A 21,248-nucleotide genomic window follows, 5' to 3' on the forward strand; every position below is an offset into this window, starting at 1 on the left:
CCCGCTCAGCCGACTGACTTGATGGGCGTTGCGGGCTCGCCCAGGTACGCCGCCATCGAGTCGTCCAGGGCCTGCAGCCACGGGGTGTGGTGCGGCGGCGACTGGGTGCCGGTCATCAGCGAGCGGTAGGACTTGTCACGATAACCCATGATGTTTTCGGCCTTGTCGTGCTTCCAGTGCAGGAAGGTCTCGTTGACGGCTGCAATGTCGAAATTCGGGTAGTCGGTGGCGTCCACCAGGTGCTGGATGTAGGCGCCCTGGAACTCGAACATCTGCTGGTTGGTTTCCAGGGTCTGTTCGCGTGCCTGCCACTGCTGGCTGTCGGCGATCATCGCGGCCTGGCTGGGCAGCGCGATCCGCCCCAGGATCACATCGCGGGCATACCAGGCCTGGGCGTCGAACATGTTGAACGAGTACCACTGGTCTTGCATGCCGAGGTAGATCAGCCGCGGGTTGGGTTCCCAGAACACGCCCTTGTAGAGGTTCATCGGCCACAGGCGGTTGTCGGTCCTGAGGCTCAGTTCATCCGGCAGGAACGGGAAGTGGTGCTTGTAGCCGGTGCACAGGATCACCGCGTCGACGTGCTTGCTGCTGCCATCGGCAAAGAATGCGCGGTTGTTTTCCAGGCGCTGCAGCAGCGGTTTTTCTTCCCAGTTGTCCGGCCAGGCATAGCCCATGGGCGTGGTGCGGTAGCAACTGGTGATGCTGCGCGCACCGTATTTGTAGCATTGCGAGCCGATGTCCTCGGCCGAATAGCTGCTGCCGACGATCAGCAGGTCCTTGTCCTTGAATTCCAGCGCCTCGCGAAAGTCATGGGCATGCAGGATACGCCCGGCGAACTGCTCGAAGCCTTCGAAGTACGGCACCTTGGGCGTGGAGAAGTGGCCGCAGGCGTTGATCACGTAGTCGAATTCTTCACAGGTCAAGGTGTCGTGGGTGTAGTCGTGGGCGTACACGGTGAAGTGCTGGGTCTGTTCGTCGAAGGTGACCTGGCGCACCACATTGTTGAAGCGGATGTAGTCGCGCACGCCGGCCTTTTCCACCCGGCCCTTGATGTAGTCCCACAGCACCTCGCGGGGCGGATAGGAGGCGATGGGCCGGCCGAAATGTTCTTCAAAGGTGTAGTCGGCGAACTCCAGGCATTCCTTGGGGCCGTTGGACCACAGGTAGCGGTACATGCTGCCGTGTACCGGCTCGCCGTTTTCGTCCAGGCCGGTGCGCCAGGTGTAGTTCCACATGCCGCCCCAGTCCTGCTGCTTCTCGAAGCACACCAGTTCGGGAATAGCGGCGCCTTTGTCGCGGGCCGACTGAAAGGCGCGAAGTTGTGCCAGGCCGCATGGGCCGGCGCCGATGATTGCTACACGTAGCGTCATGAACGTGTCTCCTGAGGGGTTTCAGCGAAAGATCACTGTCTTGTCGTGGTTGATGAACACCCGGTGTTCCAGGTGGTATTTCAGGGCTTTGGAAAGGGCGACGGTTTCGGTGTCGCGGCCGATGGCGACCAGGGAGTCGGGCAAGTGGGTATGGTCGACGCGCTGGATTTCCTGCTCGATGATCGGCCCCTCGTCGAGGTCGCTGGTGACGTAGTGGGCGGTGGCGCCGATCAGCTTCACCCCCCGGTCATAGGCCTGGTGATACGGCTTGGCGCCCTTGAAACCGGGCAGGAACGAGTGGTGAATGTTGATCGCGCGCCCCGAGAGTTGCTGGCACAGGCCGTCGGACAGGATCTGCATGTAGCGCGCGAGCACCACCAGATCGGTCTGGGTGTCTTCGACGATGCGCATCAATTCGCCTTCCTGGCTGGCCTTGGTGTCCTTGGTGATGGGCAGGTAGATGAAGCGGATGCCTTCACGCTCGGCCATCGCCCGCAGGTCCAGGTGGTTGGAGACCACGGCGGTGATGGTCATGTCCATTTCGCCTTTGCGGTGGCGGTAGAGCAGGTCGGTGAGGCAATGGTCGAACTTGCTGACCATCAGCAGCACGCGGGTCGGCTGGCGTGAGCTGAACAACTGCCACTGCATGTCGAAGCCGCCGGCGAGTCCGCCCAGGTCTTCGCGCAGGGCGCCGACATCACCGCTGACGCCCTTGTTGAAGCGGAACACCGCGCGCATGAAAAACTGCCCGGTGAACTCGTCATCGAATTGCGCCAACTCGCTGATGTAGCACTGCTGCCGGGCCAGGCAGGCGCTGATCGCGGCGACGATCCCGGACGCTGCCGGGCAGGTGATCTTGAGAATGTAATGTTCGCTTGAGGCGTCCATCGAAGGCTCCTGAATAAGATGAAGGAAGACTCAGCCCTTGGCCGTGCGCTTGGTTTTTTCCGGGTCGTCGAAAGGCAGGGCGTGGGTGGTGGCGGCGCCTTCGAGGCTGCCGCGCACCTGCAATGCGATGCCGGGTGTGGAACAGGCGACGTTCATGCGCGCGAGGGCCATCGAGCGTTTGCTCAGGCGCGAATACATGCCGCAGGTGATCACGCCGACTTGCTGGTTGCCCTGCCACAAGGTGTCGCCAGCCTCGGCCGGGCGCACGCCGTCGAGCAGCACGCCGGTGATCCTGAAGCGCTCCTGGCCGCGCAGGCGCAGGTGTTCCTCGGCGCCACGGAACGCTTGTTTGCCGGGCGAAACCGTGAAGTCCAGGCCCATTTCCCACAGGGTGTCGCCGGCCTTCTGGTCGGCGAAGGGGTACATCTGCGAGTTGTCGTAGGGGAAAAACATCAGCGAACTTTCCACCCGCAGCCAGTCCAGGGCGGTGAAGGCGCAGGGAATGATTCCCAGGCTCGCGCCCTGTTCGAGGATGCTGTCCCACAGGAACGGTGCGTCGGCCGCCTTGCAGAAAATCTCGTAGCCGCGCTCGCCGGTGTAGCCGGTGCGGGAGATCATCACCGGGCGCTCGAACAGGCGCGTTTGCAGGTGATGGAAGTACGGCAACTGGCGGATGCCAGGCACGTGCTCGGCGAGAAAATCCACCGCCAGCGGGCCTTGCAGCGACAGGTCGTGCAGGTCGTCGTCGAACAGCACCGCCACTTGCCGGCCCTGAGCGGAGCGCACGAGCATTTCATGCCCGGTGCCGGCGCCATGCACGACCATGAAGGCATTGGGCCCGGTGCGGTAGACGATGCAGTCATCGACGAATTTGCCGTCCTCGTCGAGCATCGATGCATACACCGATTTGCCGGGATAGAGCTTGGCGATGTCGCGGGTGGTGGCCCACTGCAACAGGCTTTCGGCGTGCGGGCCTACGTAGTGGACTTTTTTCAGGCCCGATACGTCCATCAGGCCGGCGCGGGTGCGGATCGCTTCGTGGTGGTCGGCCAGCGCGCTGTTGTAGGTCCAGGCGGTGCCCATGCCGTTCCAGTCTTCGAGGTTCGAGCCAAGGGCGCGGTGCCGCTCGGCTAATGCAGAAATACGCCAGGAGTGGGTCATGTGATGTTCCTCGTCGGGAAAAGAAGGTCAGGCGAGTGGATCGAACTGGCTCAGCCACTCGACCAGGGGCTGTCGATAGCGGGTCATGCCCTTGTAGTCGGCGATGGCATCGGGCAGGTCGCGCAGCACGCGGTGCAGGCGGCAGCCCCAGCCGGGTTGGGTGGCCAGTTCGTCCAGGCTGATCAGGTAGGTGCGAATGCTGAACATCACCGCGTTGCTGCGCGGCAGGCGCGCCATCACTTGCAGTTCGACCCGCAGGTGTACCTGTTGCCCGACGTTCTGCGCGGTGATCCGGCCGCGGTCGGCGCCCCATTGATGGAAGGTTTCCGGGGATGAATCCAGGCGCGGGTTGATGGTCAGGGTCCAGTTCAGGCGCCGGACCGGCTGGCCGGCCTGCAGGTTGAGCAGGTACTTCAGCGCACGGTCGAACACGCCCATCTGGTTGGCCATGGGCACCGGTGCATGCCACTGCTTGAAGCTCATGCCGGCATCGAACGCCAGCGACCAGTCGGCCGGGCTGGTGACCAGGCCGGCGTCCATGTACAGGTCTCCGTCGCGCTGGTCGAGCAGGGCGAAATCCCCTTGTACCTGGCGGCCGATGTATTCCAGCGGTGCGCAGGGCAGGCTGGCGGCATCGCCGAAGATGAACGGTTGATCGATCTGCAGCAGGTGGTTGCGCCAGTGCCAGCGGTCGCCGTCACGCACCAGGCTGAACCACTGCGGGTAGTCGACGGCGAGGTTTTCCATGAGCATGTGCAGCGCATCCCAGGCCGCCGCTTGCATGTGCGGCATCACCAGGTAGCGGCGTGGGTCGTTGTCCAGGATCAGGGCGCGTTCGGCCATTTCCGAGCGGTAGTGCTCGTCGATGTCGAAGGCGTGCTCGTAGACGGAACCCGGGTCGCGGGAGGTGGCCGGTTCGATGTTCACCGAGTACCGGTAGCTGTCCTCGATAAACGGGAAGGGGAAGCGACGGATCGCCGCCGGGCTGTTGCGAAAGCTGAAATCGTCGCGATAGCTCAGCACAGGGCTCGATTGCAGGGGCATGGCACTCACTCCTATAGGTCCAGCGAAACGCAGGGGCCGCTGCCGCGTGAGACGCAGGGCATCAGAAATTCGGCCTGCTCGGCCGGGCTGAGGAAACTGTCGCGGTGTTCGATGGCACCGCCTTGATGGCGCGTGATGCACTGGCCGCAGACCCCGCCACGGCACAGGTTGGGCACCTGCAACCCCGCGTGTTCCAAGGCTTCGAGCAGGCTCTGCTCGGCCTCCACGCGCAGGGTGCGGCCACTGCGCAGCAGTTGCAGGTCGAACGGCTGGCCCGGTTGCGCGCCTTTGAATGCCTCGGCGTGCAGCCGATTGCGCGGCCAACCGAGGCGATCGGCGTGTTGCTCGACCGCCTCGATCAAGGGTTGCGGGCCACAGGTGTAGACGTGGCTGCCCAGCGCCCGGTTGGCGAGGATGCGGCTCAGGTCCGGGCGGCGGTCGTAGGCGTGCAGACGCGGGCCGAGGCGCTGTTGTAACTCATTGAGGTAGGCATCGCTGAGCCCTGGGCGGAACAGGTAATGCAGTTCGAAATCGGCCTGCTGCTGTTCCATCGTGGCGATATAGGCCATGAACGGCGTGATGCCGATGCCGGCGGCGATCAGGATGTGCCGGCGTGCGGTGCCATGGGGCGCGAACAGATTGGCCGGCGGCGAAATCCGCAAGGTGTCGCCGACCTGCACCTGGCGATGCAAGTACTGCGAACCGCCGCGAGAAGCCTCCTGCAGGCGCACGGCGATGCGGTAGTGGTGCGTGTGCGCCGGGTCGCCGGTCAGCGAGTAGGCGTTGCGCACCGTGCCCTCGGCCAGCGGCAGATGCACCTGTACGTGGCTGCCGGGCGAGAAAGCGGGCAGGGCGCCGTCGCAGGCGGTCAGGGTGAACTCGCGCACCACGGGCGTGAGCATTCTGGCCGCGCTGACCTGGACCTTGAGGGCGGCGCTCATGGTTGGAACCCCGCATAGGGCTGTTCGGGGTTGCTGCACACGCCGAGGTAAGCGCCCAGGCGCCGGGAAAAATGGGTGCGCACTTCCAGCCCGACGTTGCAGCCGATGCAGTTCAACACCGGCGCTGGGCCTGCGGTCTGGGTCAGCCCGCAATGGGCGCAATACACCTGGCGCAGGCCCGGCGTCGTGCAGGTCATGCCGATCTCGGCGTCTTCCAGGCCAGCGGCGCGGGCCTCAGCGTGAATGCGCCAGACAAAGGCTTCATCGCCTAGCAGGTGGAGTCGACAGCCCACGGTGGCGCTGGCCAATGCCTGTTGCAAGCGCCGGGCAAAGTCGGGTTGTTCGCCGCTCAGCAGCAACGGGTTGTCCAGTTCGGTGACCCCCTGCGTGAAGGCGGTTGCCGATTGCATCACCACGATGGTGCGGTTGTGGGTGTGCGTCATGCGGGCTCTCCAAGGTGCGTTTTGTTTCCTGTTGGGAGAGATACTTTCCTATGAGGAAAATCTTCTCAATCTGGAAAAAGGGCTATGCCTTTGGAGATAAGCCTTGCCGCACCACCGTTCGGGGCATGGAAGTTGCTGGTCTTGCATTAACGCTCAGCAACCGGACGGGGAGTTATCGAAGAGTGCGAACACGACCGAAGGGCTGGCCGCTCTGGTTGGGGCCTGTGCGCCCCGAACAGGCGCGTAGCGTGCGCAGGCTGCTGGCCGGGTTGCCCCTGCACGCGGACGGTGCCTTGTCGGGTTTTCTGGACCGTTTCGACGCACTGCTGCCCGCCGCCAGGCTCAATTTGATCCTCGGCGGCGAAGACCTCGGCCCGACGCGGCGTGGCTTGATCGAGGGCTGCCAGGGCGTGGCGCACTGCCCCGGGCGCGACGCGAGTGCGATGGACACGCCCCAGGCGTGCGGTCCTTGCCGGCAAAGGGGTGTGCACCGATTGGTGTGCGCCTTGCCCGAGGGTGAAAAGGGCGCATTGCTGCTTGATACCCCCAGACGGGCCGGTGCCAGTTGGCGTCAGTTGCTGGAGGAAGCGGCGCACGCCGTGGCGGTCACCGTGCGTCTGCGCAGCGACAACCGTGAGCAGCAGCGCAGACAGGCAACGTCGCGCCACGGCGCGCTGGCCCGTGAGTTGCACGATTCGGTGGCGCAGCAGTTGGGTTACCTGGCATTCCAGGCCCACGGCTTGCAGTCACAGTTGGGCGCGCCCGTCCTGCAGGACCTGTGCGCCGGCCTCAGCCAGTTGCAGCGCCAGGTGCGCGAGCTGATCACCAGCGCGCGCCTGACCATGGACGGACGCTCGCTGCGCCAGGCCCTGGCCGACTCGGTCGCGGAGTTTTCGCGGCGCTGCATCATCGTGTTCGAGTTGGACAACCGCCTGGCCGACGATGCCCTGAGTCCGGAAACCGAGTTGCAGATCCTGCAGATCGTGCGCGAGGCCCTGGCCAATGCGGTGCGCCATTCCCACGCGCGGCATGTGCGTATTGAACTGCGCCAGACCCAGGACGGCGATGCCTCGGTGTCGGTGGAGGACGATGGCATCGGCTTGAGCCCGGCGTGCGATGAGCACAACCATTTCGGCCTGGCAATTATCCGCGAGCGCGCCGCCAGCATCGGCGCGCGGCTGAGCATTGAAGCGATCCGCCCGCACGGCGTGCGCGTGCACCTTGGCCTGCGCCGCCACCACGACCTGCCACAAGGGAGTCTCGATGGACTGCACGACCTTATTACTGATCGATGATCACCCGCTGTTTCGCAAAGGCCTGGCGCAACTGTTCGATGCCAGCGACGACTTCGAAGTGGTGGGGCAGGCGGCCAGTGGCCGAGAAGGCATCAACCTGGCCGTGAGCCTGACGCCGCAGCAGGTCTTGCTGGATCTGCACATGCCTGGCCTGAGCGGCCTGCAGGTGCTGGACGAACTGCGCCAATTGCGCCTGGACTGCCAGGTGGTGGTGCTCACGGCGTCGATGGACCGCGCCGAATTGCTCAGCGCCTTGCGCCTGGGCGCCAGCGGTTACGTGCTCAAGGAAACCGAGCCCGAGGCATTGCTGGCGTATATGCGCAACTGTCACAAGGGCGCGATCATGCTCGACTCAACCCTGATCGCCTTGCTCGCCGACCCGGCCGAGCCCAGGCCACACGGCGAGACGCCGGGCGGTGAGCACCTCACCGAACGCGAAGGCCAGACCCTGGCGCTGATCGCCGCCGGCATGAGCAACAAACAGATCGGCAGGGAGCTGGGGATCAGCGACGGCACGGTGAAAATCTATGTGCGCAGCCTGTTGCAGAAACTCAACCTGCATTCGCGCCTGGAGCTGGCCGCCCGGGTGCACAGCGGCGCGTTGCTCAAACACGAGGAGCGTCATTAGATGAGGGAAAGCCCTGACGCTTGGGTGCAGACACCGCCCGCGCACCTGATGGATTGTTTTCCCGCCGCTTTGCTGCACCTGCGCGACAACGGCCAGATCGCCCACTTCAACCTGGCCTGGGCCGAGTTGATGGGCGCGCCGGGCGCGGAACGCAACGTCGTCGACTACGTCCATCAGGAAGACCGCCCGCTGTGGCGCCAGGCTTTGCATGAGCTGCGCCGACGTCCCGAGACCTCGTTCAACCAACGCCTGCGCTTCGTGCATCCGTGCGGCGAGCTGCGCTGGTTCGAGATCAGCCTCAAGCGCGGCCCGCAGGGTTTCTACCTGGTGGCCGGGGATGTCACTGCGCACAAGCGCCGCGAAATCGCCTTGCTAGCCAGCCAGCGCAGCAGCATGAGCTTGCTCGACAGCATGCCCGGGCTGATCTATCGCGGCCGTAACAACCGCGACTGGACCATGGAGTTCGTCAGTGCCGGCTGCCTGCAATTGACCGGCTACCCCGCCGAGCGGCTGGTGGACAACCATGAGTTCACCTACAACAGCCTGATCCTGGCCCAGGACGCCGACTACGTGTGGCGCGAGGTGCAATATGCGTTGTCACGCCATGAACCGTTCGAGCTCAATTACCAGATCCGCTGCGCCGACCAGTCGATCAAGCATGTGTGGGAGAAGGGCGTGGGGATCTATGCCGATACCTGCGAGGTGCTGGGCATCGAGGGGGCGATTTTCGAGCGTAGGACGTAGTTCAAAAAATGTGGGAGGGGGCTCAATGAGCGCCGGCAGCCTTGTTCAGATCGCCGTGGCCCAGCGTGGGGATCTATGCCGATACCTGCGAGGTGCCGGGCATCGAGGGGGCGATTTTCCAGCGTAGGATGCAGTTCAAAATGTGGGAGGGGGCAAGCCCCCTCCCACAATGGGTGACTCAGTGGGCGCCGGCAGCTTTGTTCAGATCGCTTTCCGCCCACTCGGTGTACACACAGGCATCTGCGGTGGCCCAGCGCACGCGCACCGGGTCGCCGGCCTTGAGCGGCATGCCCGCAGCGGACAATGCCTTGACCGTCATCGAGGTGCCGCCCAGGGTTTTCACGCTGCAGGTCTGGCTTTCGCCGAGGAACAGCACTTCGCCGACGAGCGCCGACACCTCATTCCAACCGGCGGCCAGGGGCTGTTCGGCGGCCTGTTCGACGCTCAGCGCCAGGGCTTTTTCCGGGCGCACCATCAGCAGCACATCCTGCTCGCTGCGCAGGCCGCCGGTCAGGCGGATCGACACGGATTGGCCTTCGAATGACGCGGCCGCGTTGCCCTGGGCCTTGAGCTTGAGGAAGTTGGAGTTGCCCAGGAATGAGGCGACAAACGCGTTCGGCGGGTTCTGGTACAGGTCGAAACCGCTGCCCAGGCCGACGATCTTGCCGTGGCTGAAAATCGCGATGCGTTGCGACAGGCGCATCGCTTCTTCCTGGTCGTGGGTCACATAGACGATGGTGATGCCCAGGCGCCGATGCAACTGGCGCAGCTCGTCCTGCAAGTCTTCACGCAGCTTCTTGTCGAGGGCGCCGAGCGGTTCGTCCATCAGCAGGATGCGCGGCTCGTACACCAGCGCCCGGGCGATGGCGACGCGCTGTTGCTGGCCGCCGGACAGTTGCGACGGGCGGCGATGGGCGAATTGTTCCAGTTGCACCAGCTTGAGCATGGCGTCGACACGCTTCTCGCGCTCGGCGCTGGCCAGTTTGCGGATCGCCAGGGGGAAGGCGATGTTGTCGCGTACCGACAGGTGCGGGAACAGCGAGTAGCGTTGGAACACCATGCCGATGTCGCGCTTGTGCGGCGGTACGTTGACCAGCGATTGACCACTCACCAGGATCTCGCCGCTGCTCGGCGTTTCAAAACCGGCGAGCATCGACAGGGTGGTGCTTTTGCCCGAGCCGCTGGAGCCGAGGAAGGTGAGGAACTCGCCGTCCTTGATGTCCAGCGAAATGTTGTCCACGGCGCAAAATTCGCCATAGAACTTGTTCAGGTTGCGCAGGCTGACCAGGGGTTGGCCCGGGTTCTGCGCGGCATCTTGGATCACTGCACTCATGTTCTGCTCCTGGGCGCTCAAGCGCGGGTTTCTGTGCGCCGGCGGACGGCGGCGGCGATGACCATGACCAGCACCGAGAGGCCGATCAGCAGCGTCGAGGCGACGGCGATCACCGGTGTCAGGTCCTGACGCAGGGTGGTCCACATTTTCACGGGAAGGGTTTGCAGGGTCGGGCTGGCCATCATCACGCTGAGCACCACTTCGTCCCATGACACAAGAAAGGCGAACAGCGCACCGGCCACCATCCCCGGGCGAATCGCCGGGAAGGTCACCTTGAACACCGCCTGCAGGCGCGACGCCCCGCAGATCACCGCCGCGTCTTCAATCGACTGATCGAACAGTTTCAGCGAGTTGATGATCGAGATGATGGTGAACGGCAACGCGACAATCACGTGGCTGACCACAAAGGCGAACATCGTGCCGGTGTAGCCGAGCTTGAGGAACAGCGCGTACACCGCCACGGCGATGATCACCAGTGGCACGATCATCGGCAGGGTGAACAGGCCATAGAGCAGCTCGCGGCCGGGGAAGCGCCCGCGCACCAGGGCAAATGCCGTGGGCAGGCCCAGCGCCACGGCGAACACGGTGGTCAGCACGGCGACCTTGAGGCTGGCCAGCGCCGCGTTCATCCAGTCGGCGTTGGAGAAGAACTGGCCGTACCATTTCAGCGTCCAGCCCGGTGGCGGGAACACCAGCCATTGCGACGAGCCGAACGACAGCAGCACGATAAACACGATCGGCAGCAGCAGGAACAGCCCAATCAAACCGGTGGTGGTGTAGAGGCCCAGGCGCATCCTGCGGCTCATGGCATTCGGAGTCAGCAGCATGACGGCTTACCTCGCATTGCTCGCGCCAACCGGGGATTCCGGCTGAAGCTTCAGGTAGAAGTAGAACAGCACCAGCGTGATGAAGATCAGCAACGCGGCACCGGCACTGGCCAGGCCCCAATTGAGGAACGATTGCACCTGCTGGATGATGAACTCGGGCAGCATCATGTTCTGCGCACCGCCGAGCAGCGCCGGGGTAACGTAGTAACCGAGGGACATCACGAACACCATCAACCCGCCAGAAAACAACCCCGGCCGGCACAGCGGCAGGAACACCCGGAAGAAGTTGGTCCACGGGCTCGCGCCGCAGATGGAGCCGGCCTGCAGGATCATCGGGTCGATGGCCTGCATGGTCGCCTGCAACGGCAGCACGATGAACGGGATCATGATGTAGCTCATGCCGATCACCACGCCAGTGAGGTTATGCACCATCTCCAGGGGAACATCGATGATGCCCATGGCCATCAGCGCCTTGTTGATGACCCCGGAGGCTTGCAGCAATACCAGCCAGGAGTAGGTGCGGGCCAGCAGGCTGGTCCACATCGACAGCAACACGATATTCAAGATCCAGCGGCCCCAGCCGCGTGGCACCAGGGTAATCGCCCAGGCCAGCGGGAAGCCCAGCAACAGGCTGAACAGGGTCACCAGGCCCGCCACCGAAAAGGTGTTGAGCATTACCCGGGCGTAGGCCGAGTTGGCGAACAGCTGTTCATAGTTGCCCAGGCCCGGCACCGGTTCCAGTACACCGCGCAGCAACAGCCCGATCAGCGGTGCGAGGAAGAACAGGCCGAGGAACAGCAGGGCCGGGATCAGGTTGCCCGCGCCCCGCCAGCGCTGGGCCAGGGACGGCGCTACGGCGTTGCTGCAAACCGCGCCGGCAGCGCCGAGGGCGCTCCCGGTCGGTGTAGTTGCCGTCATTTTCATTTGACTAGCCATTCATTCCACCGTGTCGCAATGGCCGAACCGTTCTTGGCCCAGTAGGCGAAATCGAGGGTGATCTGGTCCTTGGCATACGCCGTCGGCAGGTTGGACGCCAGGACTGAATCCAGGCGCTGCACGCTGTCGATATTCACCGGTGCATAGGCGGTCAGGTTGGAGAAATCGGCCTGGCCCTTGGCGCTGCTGGCACTGGCCAGGAACTTCATCGCGGCGGCTTTGTTTTTGGTGCCCTTAGGCACGACGAGGATGTCGGCCATGACCAGGTTCTGCTTCCAGCTCACGCCCACGGGTGCGCCGTCTTCCTGCAGGGCGTGGATGCGACCGTTCCAGAACTGGCCCATGCTGACTTCGCCGGAGGCCAGCAGTTGCTGCGACTGCGCACCACCGCCCCACCAGACGATGTCTTTTTTGATGGTGTCGAGTTTCTTGAAGGCGCGGTCCAGGTCCAGGGGGTAGAGCTTGTCGGCCGGTACGCCGTCGGCCAGCAGGGCCAGTTCGAGCACGCCAGGGCTGGGCCATTTGTAGAGGGCGCGTTTGCCGGGGTAGGTCTTGGTGTCGAACAGCGCGGTCCAATCCTGGGGTTTGCCGGCGCCGAGTTTGCTTTCGTTGTAGCCCAGCACAAAGGAGAAGAAGAACGAGCCGACGCCATGGTCGGAGACGAAGCGTGGGTCGATCTTGTCGCGTTGGATTACCGAGAAGTCCAGGGGTTCGAGCAGGCCTTCGGCGGCGGCGCGCAAGGCGAAGTCGGCCTCGACATCCACCACGTCCCACTGCACGTTGCCGCTTTCGACCATGGCCTTGAGCTTGCCGTAGTCGGTCGGGCCGTCCTGTACAACGGTGATGCCGCTGGCCTTGCTGAAAGGGTCGGCCCACGCCTGTTTCTGCGCATCCTGGGTGCTACCGCCCCAGCTCACGAAATTCACGCTTTCGGCCGCCAGGGCCGCGTGAGTGGCCGTAGCCAATAAACCCGCGAACAGCACAGCGGTTGCACGTTTGTTCAACACCATTTTCACGCCCTCATTTGTTTTGTTATTGAGCGGGCTTGGTAATGCCCGCCTATCGGGAGCAGTAGGTCCATCGGAGCCTCTAATCGAGGCCCAAAAGGCGACCGTGCCAAGGGCTGTTATTGGTGCTGTCCCTGGCGGGCGCACTTGGCGAAAGCGTTCGGTCTATGGAATATCATATTATGGTATTCCAAACTTTGTGCAAGCATTTTGCCTTACCGGTTATCCGTCATTCGGTGAAGGGAATGCTCTCGACCACCTCCAGGTCGTAGCCGGTCAGCCCGGCGTATTTCAGGGGCGGGCCGAGGTGACGCAACTTGCCGACGCCCAGATCCTGCAATATCTGCGCCCCGGTGCCGACTTCCGAATAAATCCGCGACTGCGAACGGTTGAACTGGCGCGGTGCCTGGGTCAGTTGCGGTACGCGCTCCAGCAGCGCCTGGGACGATTCATGATTGGCCAGCACCACCACCACGCCACGGCCTTCGGCCGCGACGCGTTGCAGGGCGGCCCACAGCGTCCAGTTGGACGGACCGCTGTACTCGGCGCCGACCAGATCGCGCAGCGGGTCGATCACATGCACGCGCACCAGCGTAGGTTCATCGCGGCGCAATGGGCCCATCACCATGGCCATGTGTACGCCACCGTCGATGCGGTCTTCAAAGGTAATCAGGCGGAACGTGCCATGCACCGTGGGCAGGTCGCGTTCGCCAATGCGCACCACGGTGCGTTCGGTACTGAGGCGGTAGTGAATCAGGTCGGCGATAGTGCCCATCTTGATCCCATGCTTGCGCGCGAAGATTTCCAGGTCAGGCCGGCGGGCCATGGTGCCGTCGTCGTTCATCACTTCGACGATCACCGAGGCCGGTGCATGCCCGGCCAGGCGGGCCAGGTCACAGCCGGCTTCGGTGTGGCCGGCGCGGGTCAGCACGCCGCCATCTTTGGCGCGTAACGGAAAGATATGCCCCGGCTGCACGATATCGGCAGGCCCCGCGTTGACGTCCACGGCCGCCGCCACCGTGCGTGCGCGGTCGGCGGCAGAGATACCGGTGGTCACGCCGCTGGCCGCTTCGATGGACACGGTAAACGCGGTGCTGAACGCGCTGCCATTGCTCGGCACCATCTGCTCCAGGCCCAGGCGCTGGCAGTGTTCGTCGGTGAGGGTCAGGCAGATCAGGCCACGGGCTTCGCGGGCCATGAAACTGATAGTCTCGGCGGTGCAGCACGCTGCAGGCAGCAGCAGGTCGCCTTCGTTTTCCCGATCTTCGTCGTCCACCAGGAGCACCATCTTGCCTTGGCGGTAGTCTTCGATGATGTCTGCGATGCTGTTGAAGGACATGTTGGGTGCTCGACTTGTTGGTTGTGTGTATTATGGTATACCACAAAATCAGGCGAGAGGATGTCACGATGAAGGCCTATTGGATTGCCCATGTAGATGTGTCCGATGCAGAGCAGTACACGCAATACACCCAACGCGCGCCGGCGGCGTTTGCGCAGTTTGGCGGGCGGTTTCTGGCCCGGGGCGGGCGCAGCGAAGCGATGGAAGGCGGGCCGGCGCGGCAGCGTAATGTGGTGATTGAGTTCGATAGCTATGAGCAGGCGGTGGCGTGTTACGAATCCGCCGAATATCAGGCGGCGAAGGCGCACCGTGAGGGGGTGGGGCAGGCGCAGATCATCATCGTGGAAGGGCTGGCGCCTTAGTTTTTTTCAGGTGTAAATCGATTCAAATGTGGGAGGGAGCTTGCCCCCGATAGCGGTGTGTCAGCCAACGGCGATGTTGAATATGCCACTGCCATCGGGGGCAAGCCCCCTCCCACATTGGGTTCGGTGGTGTGGAGTAGGCTGCGTTGCAGCGCCCTGGTTTCTACGATGAGCAGGGCTGATTCACGCGCTTCAAACTGTGGGAGGGGGCTTGCCCCCGATGGCGGTGTGTCAGCCAACGGCGATGTTGAATATGCCACTGCCATCGGGGGCAAGCTCCCTCCCACATTGGGTTCGGTGGTGTGGAGTAGGCTGCGTTGCAGCGCCCTGGTTTCGACGATGAGCAGGGCTGATTCACGCGCTTCAAACTGTGGGAGGGGGCTTGCCCCCGATAGCGGTGTGTCAGCCAACGGCGATGTTGAATATGCCACTGCCATCGGGGGCAAGCCCCCTCCCACATTGGGTTCGGTGGTGTGGAGTAGGCTGCGTTACAGCGCCCTGGTTTCGAGGATGAGCAGGGCTGATTCACGCGCTTCAAACTGTGGGAGGGGGCTTGCCCCCGATAGCGGTGTGTCAGCCAACGGCGATGTTGAATATGCCACTGCCATCGGGGGCAAGCCCCCTTCCACATTGGGTTCGGTGGTGTGGAGTAGGCTGCGTTGCAGCGCCCTGGTTTCGAGGATGAGCAGGGCTGATTCACGTGCTTCAAACTGTGGGAGGGGGCTTGCCCCCGATAGCGGTGTGTCAGCCAACGGCGATGTTGAATATGCCACTGCCATCGAGGGCAAGCCCCCTCCCACATTTGAACCGAGTTCAGCCTGAAGATCAGCGGATGAAATGGATCTTGCCGCTGTCGTCATTGCCGATGTAGATGCCATACACCCCGGCCTGGCGTTCCTCGATGTAGCGTTCGAGGATCTGCCGGATCGCCGGGTAGTAGATGCTGTCCCAGGGAATGTCCTCGGGCGCGAAGAACTGATAGTCGAGGGTTTCCGGCCCGAACTGGCCGGTGATCTCCAGCGCAATGGCGCGGAAGATGATGTACACCTCGCTGATCTTCGGCACGCTGAAGATCGAGTAGGGCGAAAGGATCTCCGCGCGCACGCCGCTTTCTTCCCAGACTTCGCGCAACGCCGCTTGTTCAGTGGTCTCGCCACCTTCCATGAACCCGGCCGGCAGTGTCCAGGTGCCGGGGCGCGGTGGGATCGCGCGTTGGCACAGCAGGTACTTGCCGTCCTGCTCGATGATGCAGCCGGCGATGATCTTGGGATTGATGTAGTGGATATAGCCGCAACCGCGGCACATCAGGCGCTCATGCGTATCGCCCGGTGGCAGCTGGTGACCGAGGTCACTGCCGCCGCATTTGGGGCAAAAGCTTGGCCTGAACACGGTCAGTGACCTATGCGCGGTTCTTTGAGGGCGATGGGCAGGGTGATCTCGGGGATCTTGCCGGTCTCTTCCTGTTTGCGCTTGAGGTAATCCAGGGCCACGGCTGCTGCCGCGCGCACGTGGTCGACGCAGGCCTGGTGGGCGGCGAGCGGGTCGCCGCTCTTGATCGCCTGGACCATGCGTTCCATTTCCTGATTGCTGGTGCCGCGACGGTTTTCCTGGGACACCGACGTGGCGCGCAGGTAGCTGATACGCGCCTGCAACTGACGCAACTGGGTGGCGGCCACGTGGTTGCCGGAGCCTTCAAGCAACACGTCGTAGAACCCCTGTACCGAATCGATGACCTGTTGCAGTTCGCCGTCCTTGAGGGCCTTGCGGTTTTCCTCCAGGGCTTTTTCCAGGGCCTTGATGTCCTTGGCCTTGGCGCGCAGGGTGAACAACTGCACGATCAAGCCTTCAAGCACGCAGCGCAGTTCATAGATGTCGACGGCGTCGGCCAGGGTAATGATCGCCACCTGGGGGCCCTTGGCATCGGCGAATTCCACCAGGCCTTCGGACTCCAGGTGACGCAAGGCTTCGCGCACCGAGGTGCGGCTGACGCCGAGGCGGTCGCACAGGTCGCGCTCCACCAGGCGGTCACCCGGCAGCAGCTGGAAGTTCATGATGGCGCTGCGCAGTTTCTCCAGCACGATTTCGCGCAGGGTGATCGGGTTGTGATTGACCTTGAAGCTGTCGTCGAGTGGCAGGCGTTTCATGGGGGCTGCTCTGAATGGGACGGTTAACGGGAGGCCTCGGCATCGGCTTCGGCGAAGGCTTCCCGGGCCAGCCGGAAGCTGTCCACGGCGGCGGGAACCCCGCAATAGATGCCGACCTGAAGCAGAATTTCGCGTATTTGTTCACGACTCAGCCCGTTACGCAAGGCGCCGCGCACATGCAGCTTGAGCTCGTGGGGCCGATTGAGGGCCGAAATCATCGCCAAGTTTATCATGCTGCGTTCTTTAAGCGACAAACCCTCCCGGCCCCACACATGGCCCCAGCAGTATTCGGTGACCATCTCCTGCAGGGGGCGGGTGAAGTCGTCGGCGTTCTCGATCGAACGCTGTACGTAGGCTTCGCCCAGCACCTGGGTGCGGATCTTCAGCCCCTGCTCATACTTTGCGTTGCTCATTGCACACAGCTCCTCAGGCCAGGGTGGGCAGCGGGCCCAGCTTGCCTTTGTGATAGATCATCGGCGTGACCGGTTGCTCGGGCAGGATCAGGTTCTTCACGGCGCCGACGATGATCGCGTGATCGCCGCCGTCGTACTCGCGCCACAGCTCGCACTCGATGATCGCCGTGGCCTTGGCCAGCAGCGGGTTGCCCAGCTCGCTCAAGTGCCACTCGATGCCCTTGGCTTTTTCCTTGCCTTTGCTGGCGAAAGCGTAGGCTTCGGCGGTCTGGTCGGCGGACAGCAAGTGAATCGCAAAGCGCTTGCTGTCACGCAGGATCGGGTAGGTGTCCGACGCATAGTTGGGGCAGAACAGCACCAGGGCCGGGTCGATCGACAGCGCGCTGAACGCGCTGGCGGTGATGCCGACGATGCCGCCGTCCGGGTCGAGGGTGGTGACCACCGTGACCCCGGACGGGAACGAGCTCATGACGTCTTTGTATATGCCGGGTTCGATCATGGTTGTGGACTCTTAACGCATCACAAAAGGATCAGGCATGGGCGCCTGGGAGAGGTTGATCCACACCGTCTTCAGCTCGGTGTAGGCGAGCACCGAATCGATGCCGCTTTCGCGTCCGTAGCCACTGTTCTTGAAACCGCCGATGGGCGCCATGGCCGAGACCGCGCGGTAGGTGTTGACCCAGATGATCCCCGAACGCACATCGCGCGCCAGGCGGTGGGCGCGCCCGAGGTCGCGGGTCCAGATGCCGGCAGCGAGGCCGAACTGCGAGTCGTTGGCGATGGCCAGTGCTTCGGCTTCGTCCTTGAAACGGATGACCGAGGCCACCGGCCCGAACACTTCCTCTTGCATGATCTTCATCGAGTTGCGGTCGCACTCGAACAGCGTCGGCTCATAGAACCAGCCTTCGCCGAGGTTCTGCGGGCGTTTGCCGCCAGTGCGCAGGCGTGCGCCTTCGGCGATGGCGTCCGCCACCAGGCCTTCGACCACGGCCAGTTGCTGCGCGGTGGCCATGGGGCCCATTTCGCTGGCGTCGTCTTGCGGGTTGCCGATGCGGATGCGTTGGGCGCGCGCTACCAGGCGCTCGACGAATTCGTCGTAGATAGTGTCCTGCACCAGCAGGCGCGAACCGGAGACGCAACTCTGCCCGGACGCCGCGTAGATGCCGGCGATTGCACCATTGATGGCGCTGTCGAGGTCGGCGTCGGCAAAAATGATATTCGGCGACTTGCCGCCCAGTTCCAGGGAGAGTTTGGCGAAGTTCTCCGCGCTGCTGCGCACCACATGCCTTGCCGTGGCCGCGCCGCCGGTAAAGGCGATCTTGCGCACCAGTGGGTGGCGGGTGAGGGCGGCGCCGGTGCTGGGGCCAAAGCCTGTGACCACGTTGACCACGCCCGCTGGAATGCCGGCTTCGAGGGCCAGGCGCGCCAGTTCCAGGACGGTCGCCGAGGCATGTTCCGAGGGCTTGATCACGATGGTATTGCCCGCCGCCAGGGCCGGTGCGAGTTTGATCGCCGTCAGGTACAGCGGGCTGTTCCACGGAATGATCGCGGCGACCACGCCCATGGCTTCATGCACGGTGTAGGCGAACAGGTCTGGCTTGTCCAGCGGCAGGGTGCCGCCTTCGAGCTTGTCGGCCAGGCCGGCGGTATAGTGGAAAAACTCCGGCAGGTAGCTGACCTGGCCACGGGTTTCGCGGATCAGCTTGCCGTTGTCGCGGCTTTCCAGCTGGGCCAGGTGTTCCTTGTTCTCGGCGATCAGGTCACCCAGGCGGCGCAACAGTTTGCCCCGTGCGGTAGCCGTGAGGCCACGCCAGGCCGGGCTGTCGAAGGCGCTTTGCGCGGCCTGTACGGCGCGCTCCACGTCGGCTTCGTCGGCGTCGGGCAGTTGCGCCCAGGGTTCGGCCAGGGCCGGGTTGAGGCTGTCGAAGGTCTTGCCGGAGAGGGCATCGACCCATTCACCGCCGATGCACATCTGGAAGCGTGCGAGTGTCATGCAACGATCCCCTTTATTGGAGTGTTTTGGGCGTACACCGTGTCGAGGAACCCCAGCAGCAACTGGTTGACCAGGCGCGGTGACTCTACCGGCATCATATGCCGTTGCTCGGCCAGCACCGCAACGCTGGCGCCGGGAATACGGTCGGCCAGTTGCCGGGCCATGTCCGGGGTCGAGCCGGGGTCGAGTTCGCCGGTGGCGACCAGGGTCGGTGCGCGCAACCCCGGGAGGTCGTCGGCACGGTACATGTCCTGGGTCGCAAACAGTTCATAGGTGGTCAGGTAACCCTGGGGGTCGTTGCCCGCCAGGGTTTCCCGCAGCGCGGCGATCTGCGCCGGGTTGGCCGCCTGGTATTCGCGGCTGAACCAGCGCGACAGTGCGGCTTCGGCATTCGCGTCCGGGCCGTGTTCGGCGGCCTGGGCGGTACGTGCGATCACGCCGGCACGCTGTTCAGGGCTGCGGTTGAACACACTGTTGAGCACCACCAGGCCCTTCAGGCGCTCGGGGTAATGCAAGGCAAACGCCCGCGCGACCAGGCCGCCCATGGAAAATCCGATCACGCTGGCCTGGGGCAGTTGCAGGTGATCGAGCAGTTCCAGCAACTGGTCGGCATAGCCGAGCAGCGGGGTGTCGGCGGCCGGGCGCGGGCTGGCGCCATGGCCGAGCATGTCATAGGTGATCACGCGGTAATTCGTGGCCAGGCCAACGACTTGTCCGCCCCACATTTCTTTATTCAGGCCCACGCCGTGGATCAAAACCACAGGCTGGCCTTGGCCGGTCGCCAGATAACTGGTGCCAGCCGGGGTGCGTTCAGCGGTGAGCCGAATCATGGAGCGCTCCTGCATGCTTTTTGTTGGGGGGCCGGTCTTGCTTATTGGGCTTTTTCAGCCGCCAGCTCTTCCAGGTCGATATAACGGTTGCCGATGCGCGGATGCAGGCGGCCGCCATCGGCGCAACCGAGTACCACGACGATTTCGTCGGCACGCGGCGCATCTTCGATCTGCATTTCCAGGGTGATGTAGTGCGAACGCAGGCCTTCGTCGTCCTTGTGCATCATCGGGATCTGGATCGACGTGCCCGGGCCGCCGCGCTTGTTGGTAAAGCTCAGGTAGCTCTTGGCCTTGACCGCCTCACGGTAATGGTTGCCGAAGCGCAGGGTGTGGATGATCGCGCTGGCATGTTCGATCTCGCCGTCGGCACCGACCACTGCCGCCTTGCCGTAGGCCTCGATTTTTTCCGCGCCGCCGATGATGCCCACCAGGCGCTCGACCATCAGCGCGCCGAGGTCGGAGCAGTTGGCACGGATCTCCGGCTTGAGGTCTTCGACGAAACCACGACCCAGCCAGGGGTTTTTCAGCACCACGGCCAGGCCGACCATGGTCACGGGAGTGTCCGAGGCCTTGCCGCCTTCGATAAAGGTTTCTTCTGCGTAGCTGACGATCTTGCGGATTTCGAAACTCATGGGCTGCTCCGTCTGATGTGAGAGGTCTGCGTATGATGGTATACCATAATACGAGAATCGCAATAGACGTCAGCGCGTTCGAATGATCGACGGTTGTACGCCGCCCTCATCTGCGGATGCGGACAGTGCCACCAAGGTCGGCGGGATGTGCGGGAGTGTGCGGATGTACCTCAAGGCAACCGGCTGCGCGGTCGAGCTCAAGGTGAAGGCTGGCGTGGGGTCAGCAGCAGAGGCGGTGAGTGGCTCACCGCCTTGCATTGGCGGGGGTTAGAACTTGAAGCGGCCTACCAGGCCCTTGAGCTGACCGGAAATATCCGTCAGGCGGCCAGAGCCGGTCTGTGCCGAGTGGGCAAAGTCTTCTACTAGCTGGGCATCGGCATGGATCTGCGCGATGTGTCGGTTGATCTGTTCGGCGACTTGATGCTGTTCCTCGGCGGCGGTGGCGATTTGGGTGTTCTGGTCGCGGATCGAGTCCACCGAGCCTTGGATCTTGTCGAAGCTGTCGCGGGCCTGCTGGATGCGTTCCACGCTGGTTTGCGACACCTGCAGGCTGCCCTGCATCTGCAGGGTGACTTCCTGGGTGCGGCGTGCGAGGTTGCCGAGCAGGCTGTCGATTTCGCCGGTGGAGTCGGCGGTGCGGCGGGCCAGGGCGCGGACTTCGTCGGCGACGACTGCAAAGCCTCGGCCCTGGTCACCGGCGCGCGCGGCTTCAATCGCTGCGTTGAGCGCCAGCAGGTTGGTCTGCTCGGCAATCGAGCGGATGGTGTCGAGGATGGTGTTGATGTTTTTGCTGTCCTGCTCCAGCAACTGCATGGTCTGGGTCGATTTTTGCAGTTCTTCGCTCAATTTGAGCACGCTGCCGGTGGCTTCGCCGATGTGCTGCTGGCCGTCATGTACATCGCGATAGCCTTCGTC

At 63.5% G+C, this 21,248-nt stretch carries 22 protein-coding genes and 1 pseudogene; 4 read left to right on the forward strand and 19 right to left on the reverse strand.

The window, feature by feature from the left end:
- Positions 1 to 5: 5 nt before the first annotated feature.
- The 6 genes from U5A08_RS11245 to U5A08_RS11270 are packed head-to-tail and all read right to left on the reverse strand — an operon-like array spanning position 6 to position 5,850.
- Positions 6 to 1,373 carry a trimethylamine monooxygenase gene (locus U5A08_RS11245; protein ID WP_321851557.1) on the reverse strand — a complete coding sequence of 456 codons (1,368 nt, stop codon included), beginning with the start codon at positions 1,371 to 1,373 and terminating at the stop codon, positions 6 to 8.
- Positions 1,374 to 1,394: 21 nt separating this feature from the next.
- Positions 1,395 to 2,261, reverse strand: a complete 867-nt coding sequence (gene purU / locus U5A08_RS11250) for a formyltetrahydrofolate deformylase (RefSeq protein WP_321851559.1) — start codon at positions 2,259 to 2,261, stop codon at positions 1,395 to 1,397.
- Between the two features lie 30 nt (positions 2,262 to 2,291).
- A complete protein-coding gene (locus U5A08_RS11255) occupies positions 2,292 to 3,422 on the reverse strand; it encodes an aminomethyl transferase family protein (protein WP_321851561.1) in 1,131 nt (376 codons plus the stop codon).
- A 27-nt stretch (positions 3,423 to 3,449) separates the two neighbouring features.
- Positions 3,450 to 4,466, reverse strand: a complete 1,017-nt coding sequence (locus U5A08_RS11260; RefSeq protein ID WP_321851562.1) for a heme-dependent oxidative N-demethylase family protein — start codon at positions 4,464 to 4,466, stop codon at positions 3,450 to 3,452.
- Between the two features lie 11 nt (positions 4,467 to 4,477).
- Positions 4,478 to 5,407, reverse strand: a complete 930-nt coding sequence (locus U5A08_RS11265; protein ID WP_321851564.1) for a PDR/VanB family oxidoreductase — start codon at positions 5,405 to 5,407, stop codon at positions 4,478 to 4,480.
- Positions 5,404 to 5,850 carry a dimethylamine monooxygenase subunit DmmA family protein gene (locus tag U5A08_RS11270; protein ID WP_321851565.1) on the reverse strand — a complete coding sequence of 149 codons (447 nt, stop codon included), beginning with the start codon at positions 5,848 to 5,850 and terminating at the stop codon, positions 5,404 to 5,406. The genes U5A08_RS11265 and U5A08_RS11270 overlap by 4 nt, the downstream gene beginning before the upstream one ends.
- 248 nt (positions 5,851 to 6,098) lie before the next feature.
- Here U5A08_RS11270 and U5A08_RS11275 point away from each other — a divergent pair, with 248 nt between their 5' ends.
- The 3 genes from U5A08_RS11275 to U5A08_RS11285 are packed head-to-tail and all read left to right on the forward strand — an operon-like array spanning position 6,099 to position 8,517.
- Positions 6,099 to 7,145, forward strand: a complete 1,047-nt coding sequence (locus U5A08_RS11275; RefSeq protein ID WP_321851566.1) for an ATP-binding protein — start codon at positions 6,099 to 6,101, stop codon at positions 7,143 to 7,145.
- A complete protein-coding gene (locus tag U5A08_RS11280; protein WP_253394909.1) occupies positions 7,114 to 7,773 on the forward strand; it encodes a response regulator in 660 nt (219 codons plus the stop codon). The genes U5A08_RS11275 and U5A08_RS11280 overlap by 32 nt, the downstream gene beginning before the upstream one ends.
- Positions 7,774 to 8,517, forward strand: coding sequence for a PAS domain-containing protein (locus U5A08_RS11285; RefSeq protein ID WP_321851568.1), 744 nt, complete (start codon positions 7,774 to 7,776; stop codon positions 8,515 to 8,517).
- A 178-nt stretch (positions 8,518 to 8,695) separates the two neighbouring features.
- On the opposite strand, the gene U5A08_RS11290 is transcribed toward U5A08_RS11285, so the two are convergent.
- From U5A08_RS11290 to ribBA, 5 genes are all read right to left on the reverse strand, one after another.
- Positions 8,696 to 9,850 carry an ABC transporter ATP-binding protein gene (locus tag U5A08_RS11290; RefSeq protein WP_321851570.1) on the reverse strand — a complete coding sequence of 385 codons (1,155 nt, stop codon included), beginning with the start codon at positions 9,848 to 9,850 and terminating at the stop codon, positions 8,696 to 8,698.
- A gap of 17 nt (positions 9,851 to 9,867) precedes the next feature.
- Positions 9,868 to 10,677 (reverse strand): ABC transporter permease, encoded by an 810-nt coding sequence (locus U5A08_RS11295; protein WP_247406707.1) that lies wholly within the window; start codon positions 10,675 to 10,677, stop codon positions 9,868 to 9,870.
- A gap of 6 nt (positions 10,678 to 10,683) precedes the next feature.
- Positions 10,684 to 11,601 carry an ABC transporter permease gene (locus tag U5A08_RS11300; protein WP_253400367.1) on the reverse strand — a complete coding sequence of 306 codons (918 nt, stop codon included), beginning with the start codon at positions 11,599 to 11,601 and terminating at the stop codon, positions 10,684 to 10,686.
- Complete coding sequence (locus U5A08_RS11305) at positions 11,598 to 12,623, reverse strand: ABC transporter substrate-binding protein (RefSeq protein ID WP_247408482.1); 1,026 nt, start codon at positions 12,621 to 12,623, stop codon at positions 11,598 to 11,600. The genes U5A08_RS11300 and U5A08_RS11305 overlap by 4 nt, the downstream gene beginning before the upstream one ends.
- 226 nt (positions 12,624 to 12,849) lie before the next feature.
- Complete coding sequence (gene ribBA, locus U5A08_RS11310; RefSeq protein WP_253394915.1) at positions 12,850 to 13,959, reverse strand: bifunctional 3,4-dihydroxy-2-butanone-4-phosphate synthase/GTP cyclohydrolase II; 1,110 nt, start codon at positions 13,957 to 13,959, stop codon at positions 12,850 to 12,852.
- A gap of 68 nt (positions 13,960 to 14,027) precedes the next feature.
- Here ribBA and U5A08_RS11315 point away from each other — a divergent pair, with 68 nt between their 5' ends.
- Complete coding sequence (locus U5A08_RS11315) at positions 14,028 to 14,321, forward strand: DUF1330 domain-containing protein (RefSeq protein WP_046383894.1); 294 nt, start codon at positions 14,028 to 14,030, stop codon at positions 14,319 to 14,321.
- A gap of 825 nt (positions 14,322 to 15,146) precedes the next feature.
- On the opposite strand, the gene U5A08_RS11320 is transcribed toward U5A08_RS11315, so the two are convergent.
- The 8 genes and pseudogenes from U5A08_RS11320 to U5A08_RS29880 all read right to left on the reverse strand — a co-directional run.
- Complete coding sequence (locus U5A08_RS11320; protein WP_247407892.1) at positions 15,147 to 15,710, reverse strand: NUDIX hydrolase; 564 nt, start codon at positions 15,708 to 15,710, stop codon at positions 15,147 to 15,149.
- 2 nt (positions 15,711 to 15,712) lie between these two features.
- Complete coding sequence (locus tag U5A08_RS11325; RefSeq protein ID WP_247407890.1) at positions 15,713 to 16,465, reverse strand: GntR family transcriptional regulator; 753 nt, start codon at positions 16,463 to 16,465, stop codon at positions 15,713 to 15,715.
- Positions 16,466 to 16,488: 23 nt separating this feature from the next.
- The gene (locus tag U5A08_RS11330; RefSeq protein ID WP_247407889.1) at positions 16,489 to 16,878 is read right to left on the reverse strand and encodes a carboxymuconolactone decarboxylase family protein; all 390 of its coding nucleotides are present in this window, start codon (positions 16,876 to 16,878) and stop codon (positions 16,489 to 16,491) included.
- A gap of 13 nt (positions 16,879 to 16,891) precedes the next feature.
- The gene (locus U5A08_RS11335) at positions 16,892 to 17,377 is read right to left on the reverse strand and encodes a flavin reductase family protein (protein WP_010567340.1); all 486 of its coding nucleotides are present in this window, start codon (positions 17,375 to 17,377) and stop codon (positions 16,892 to 16,894) included.
- Between the two features lie 12 nt (positions 17,378 to 17,389).
- Positions 17,390 to 18,871 carry an aldehyde dehydrogenase gene (locus U5A08_RS11340; protein WP_321851576.1) on the reverse strand — a complete coding sequence of 494 codons (1,482 nt, stop codon included), beginning with the start codon at positions 18,869 to 18,871 and terminating at the stop codon, positions 17,390 to 17,392.
- Positions 18,868 to 19,701: an alpha/beta fold hydrolase gene (locus tag U5A08_RS11345; protein WP_253394922.1), complete on the reverse strand. Its 834-nt coding sequence runs from the start codon at positions 19,699 to 19,701 to the stop codon at positions 18,868 to 18,870. Before U5A08_RS11345 ends, U5A08_RS11340 begins: the two co-directional genes overlap by 4 nt.
- Positions 19,702 to 19,742: 41 nt before the next feature.
- Positions 19,743 to 20,333, reverse strand: coding sequence for an amino acid synthesis family protein (locus U5A08_RS11350; RefSeq protein WP_253394924.1), 591 nt, complete (start codon positions 20,331 to 20,333; stop codon positions 19,743 to 19,745).
- A gap of 267 nt (positions 20,334 to 20,600) precedes the next feature.
- Positions 20,601 to 21,137 (reverse strand): annotated as a pseudogene (locus U5A08_RS29880) (methyl-accepting chemotaxis protein); the annotation flags it as partial.
- Positions 21,138 to 21,248: the final 111 nt, after the last annotated feature.

It is taken from the genome of Pseudomonas paraveronii, from assembly GCF_963681955.1.
Taxonomy (GTDB): Bacteria; Pseudomonadota; Gammaproteobacteria; order Pseudomonadales; family Pseudomonadaceae; genus Aquipseudomonas; species Aquipseudomonas paraveronii.

What these genes read in the sequence shown, in the direction of transcription:
- U5A08_RS11265 (WP_321851564.1), bottom strand. Translation starts at nt 5,407, where the DNA reads ATGAGCGCCGCCCTCAAGGTCCAGGTCAGCGCGGCCAGAATGCTCACG.
- U5A08_RS11340 (WP_321851576.1), bottom strand. Translation starts at nt 18,871, where the DNA reads ATGACACTCGCACGCTTCCAGATGTGCATCGGCGGTGAATGGGTCGAT.
- U5A08_RS11335 (WP_010567340.1), bottom strand. Translation starts at nt 17,377, where the DNA reads ATGATCGAACCCGGCATATACAAAGACGTCATGAGCTCGTTCCCGTCC.
- U5A08_RS11315 (WP_046383894.1), top strand. Translation starts at nt 14,028, where the DNA reads ATGAAGGCCTATTGGATTGCCCATGTAGATGTGTCCGATGCAGAGCAG.
- U5A08_RS11270 (WP_321851565.1), bottom strand. Translation starts at nt 5,850, where the DNA reads ATGACGCACACCCACAACCGCACCATCGTGGTGATGCAATCGGCAACC.
- U5A08_RS11330 (WP_247407889.1), bottom strand. Translation starts at nt 16,878, where the DNA reads ATGAGCAACGCAAAGTATGAGCAGGGGCTGAAGATCCGCACCCAGGTG.
- U5A08_RS11260 (WP_321851562.1), bottom strand. Translation starts at nt 4,466, where the DNA reads ATGCCCCTGCAATCGAGCCCTGTGCTGAGCTATCGCGACGATTTCAGC.
- U5A08_RS11280 (WP_253394909.1), top strand. Translation starts at nt 7,114, where the DNA reads ATGGACTGCACGACCTTATTACTGATCGATGATCACCCGCTGTTTCGC.
- U5A08_RS11345 (WP_253394922.1), bottom strand. Translation starts at nt 19,701, where the DNA reads ATGATTCGGCTCACCGCTGAACGCACCCCGGCTGGCACCAGTTATCTG.
- U5A08_RS11350 (WP_253394924.1), bottom strand. Translation starts at nt 20,333, where the DNA reads ATGAGTTTCGAAATCCGCAAGATCGTCAGCTACGCAGAAGAAACCTTT.
- U5A08_RS11245 (WP_321851557.1), bottom strand. Translation starts at nt 1,373, where the DNA reads ATGACGCTACGTGTAGCAATCATCGGCGCCGGCCCATGCGGCCTGGCA.
- U5A08_RS11295 (WP_247406707.1), bottom strand. Translation starts at nt 10,677, where the DNA reads ATGCTGCTGACTCCGAATGCCATGAGCCGCAGGATGCGCCTGGGCCTC.
- U5A08_RS11290 (WP_321851570.1), bottom strand. Translation starts at nt 9,850, where the DNA reads ATGAGTGCAGTGATCCAAGATGCCGCGCAGAACCCGGGCCAACCCCTG.
- U5A08_RS11300 (WP_253400367.1), bottom strand. Translation starts at nt 11,601, where the DNA reads ATGAAAATGACGGCAACTACACCGACCGGGAGCGCCCTCGGCGCTGCC.
- U5A08_RS11305 (WP_247408482.1), bottom strand. Translation starts at nt 12,623, where the DNA reads ATGGTGTTGAACAAACGTGCAACCGCTGTGCTGTTCGCGGGTTTATTG.
- ribBA (WP_253394915.1), bottom strand. Translation starts at nt 13,959, where the DNA reads ATGTCCTTCAACAGCATCGCAGACATCATCGAAGACTACCGCCAAGGC.
- U5A08_RS11325 (WP_247407890.1), bottom strand. Translation starts at nt 16,465, where the DNA reads ATGAAACGCCTGCCACTCGACGACAGCTTCAAGGTCAATCACAACCCG.
- purU (WP_321851559.1), bottom strand. Translation starts at nt 2,261, where the DNA reads ATGGACGCCTCAAGCGAACATTACATTCTCAAGATCACCTGCCCGGCA.
- U5A08_RS11255 (WP_321851561.1), bottom strand. Translation starts at nt 3,422, where the DNA reads ATGACCCACTCCTGGCGTATTTCTGCATTAGCCGAGCGGCACCGCGCC.
- U5A08_RS11285 (WP_321851568.1), top strand. Translation starts at nt 7,774, where the DNA reads ATGAGGGAAAGCCCTGACGCTTGGGTGCAGACACCGCCCGCGCACCTG.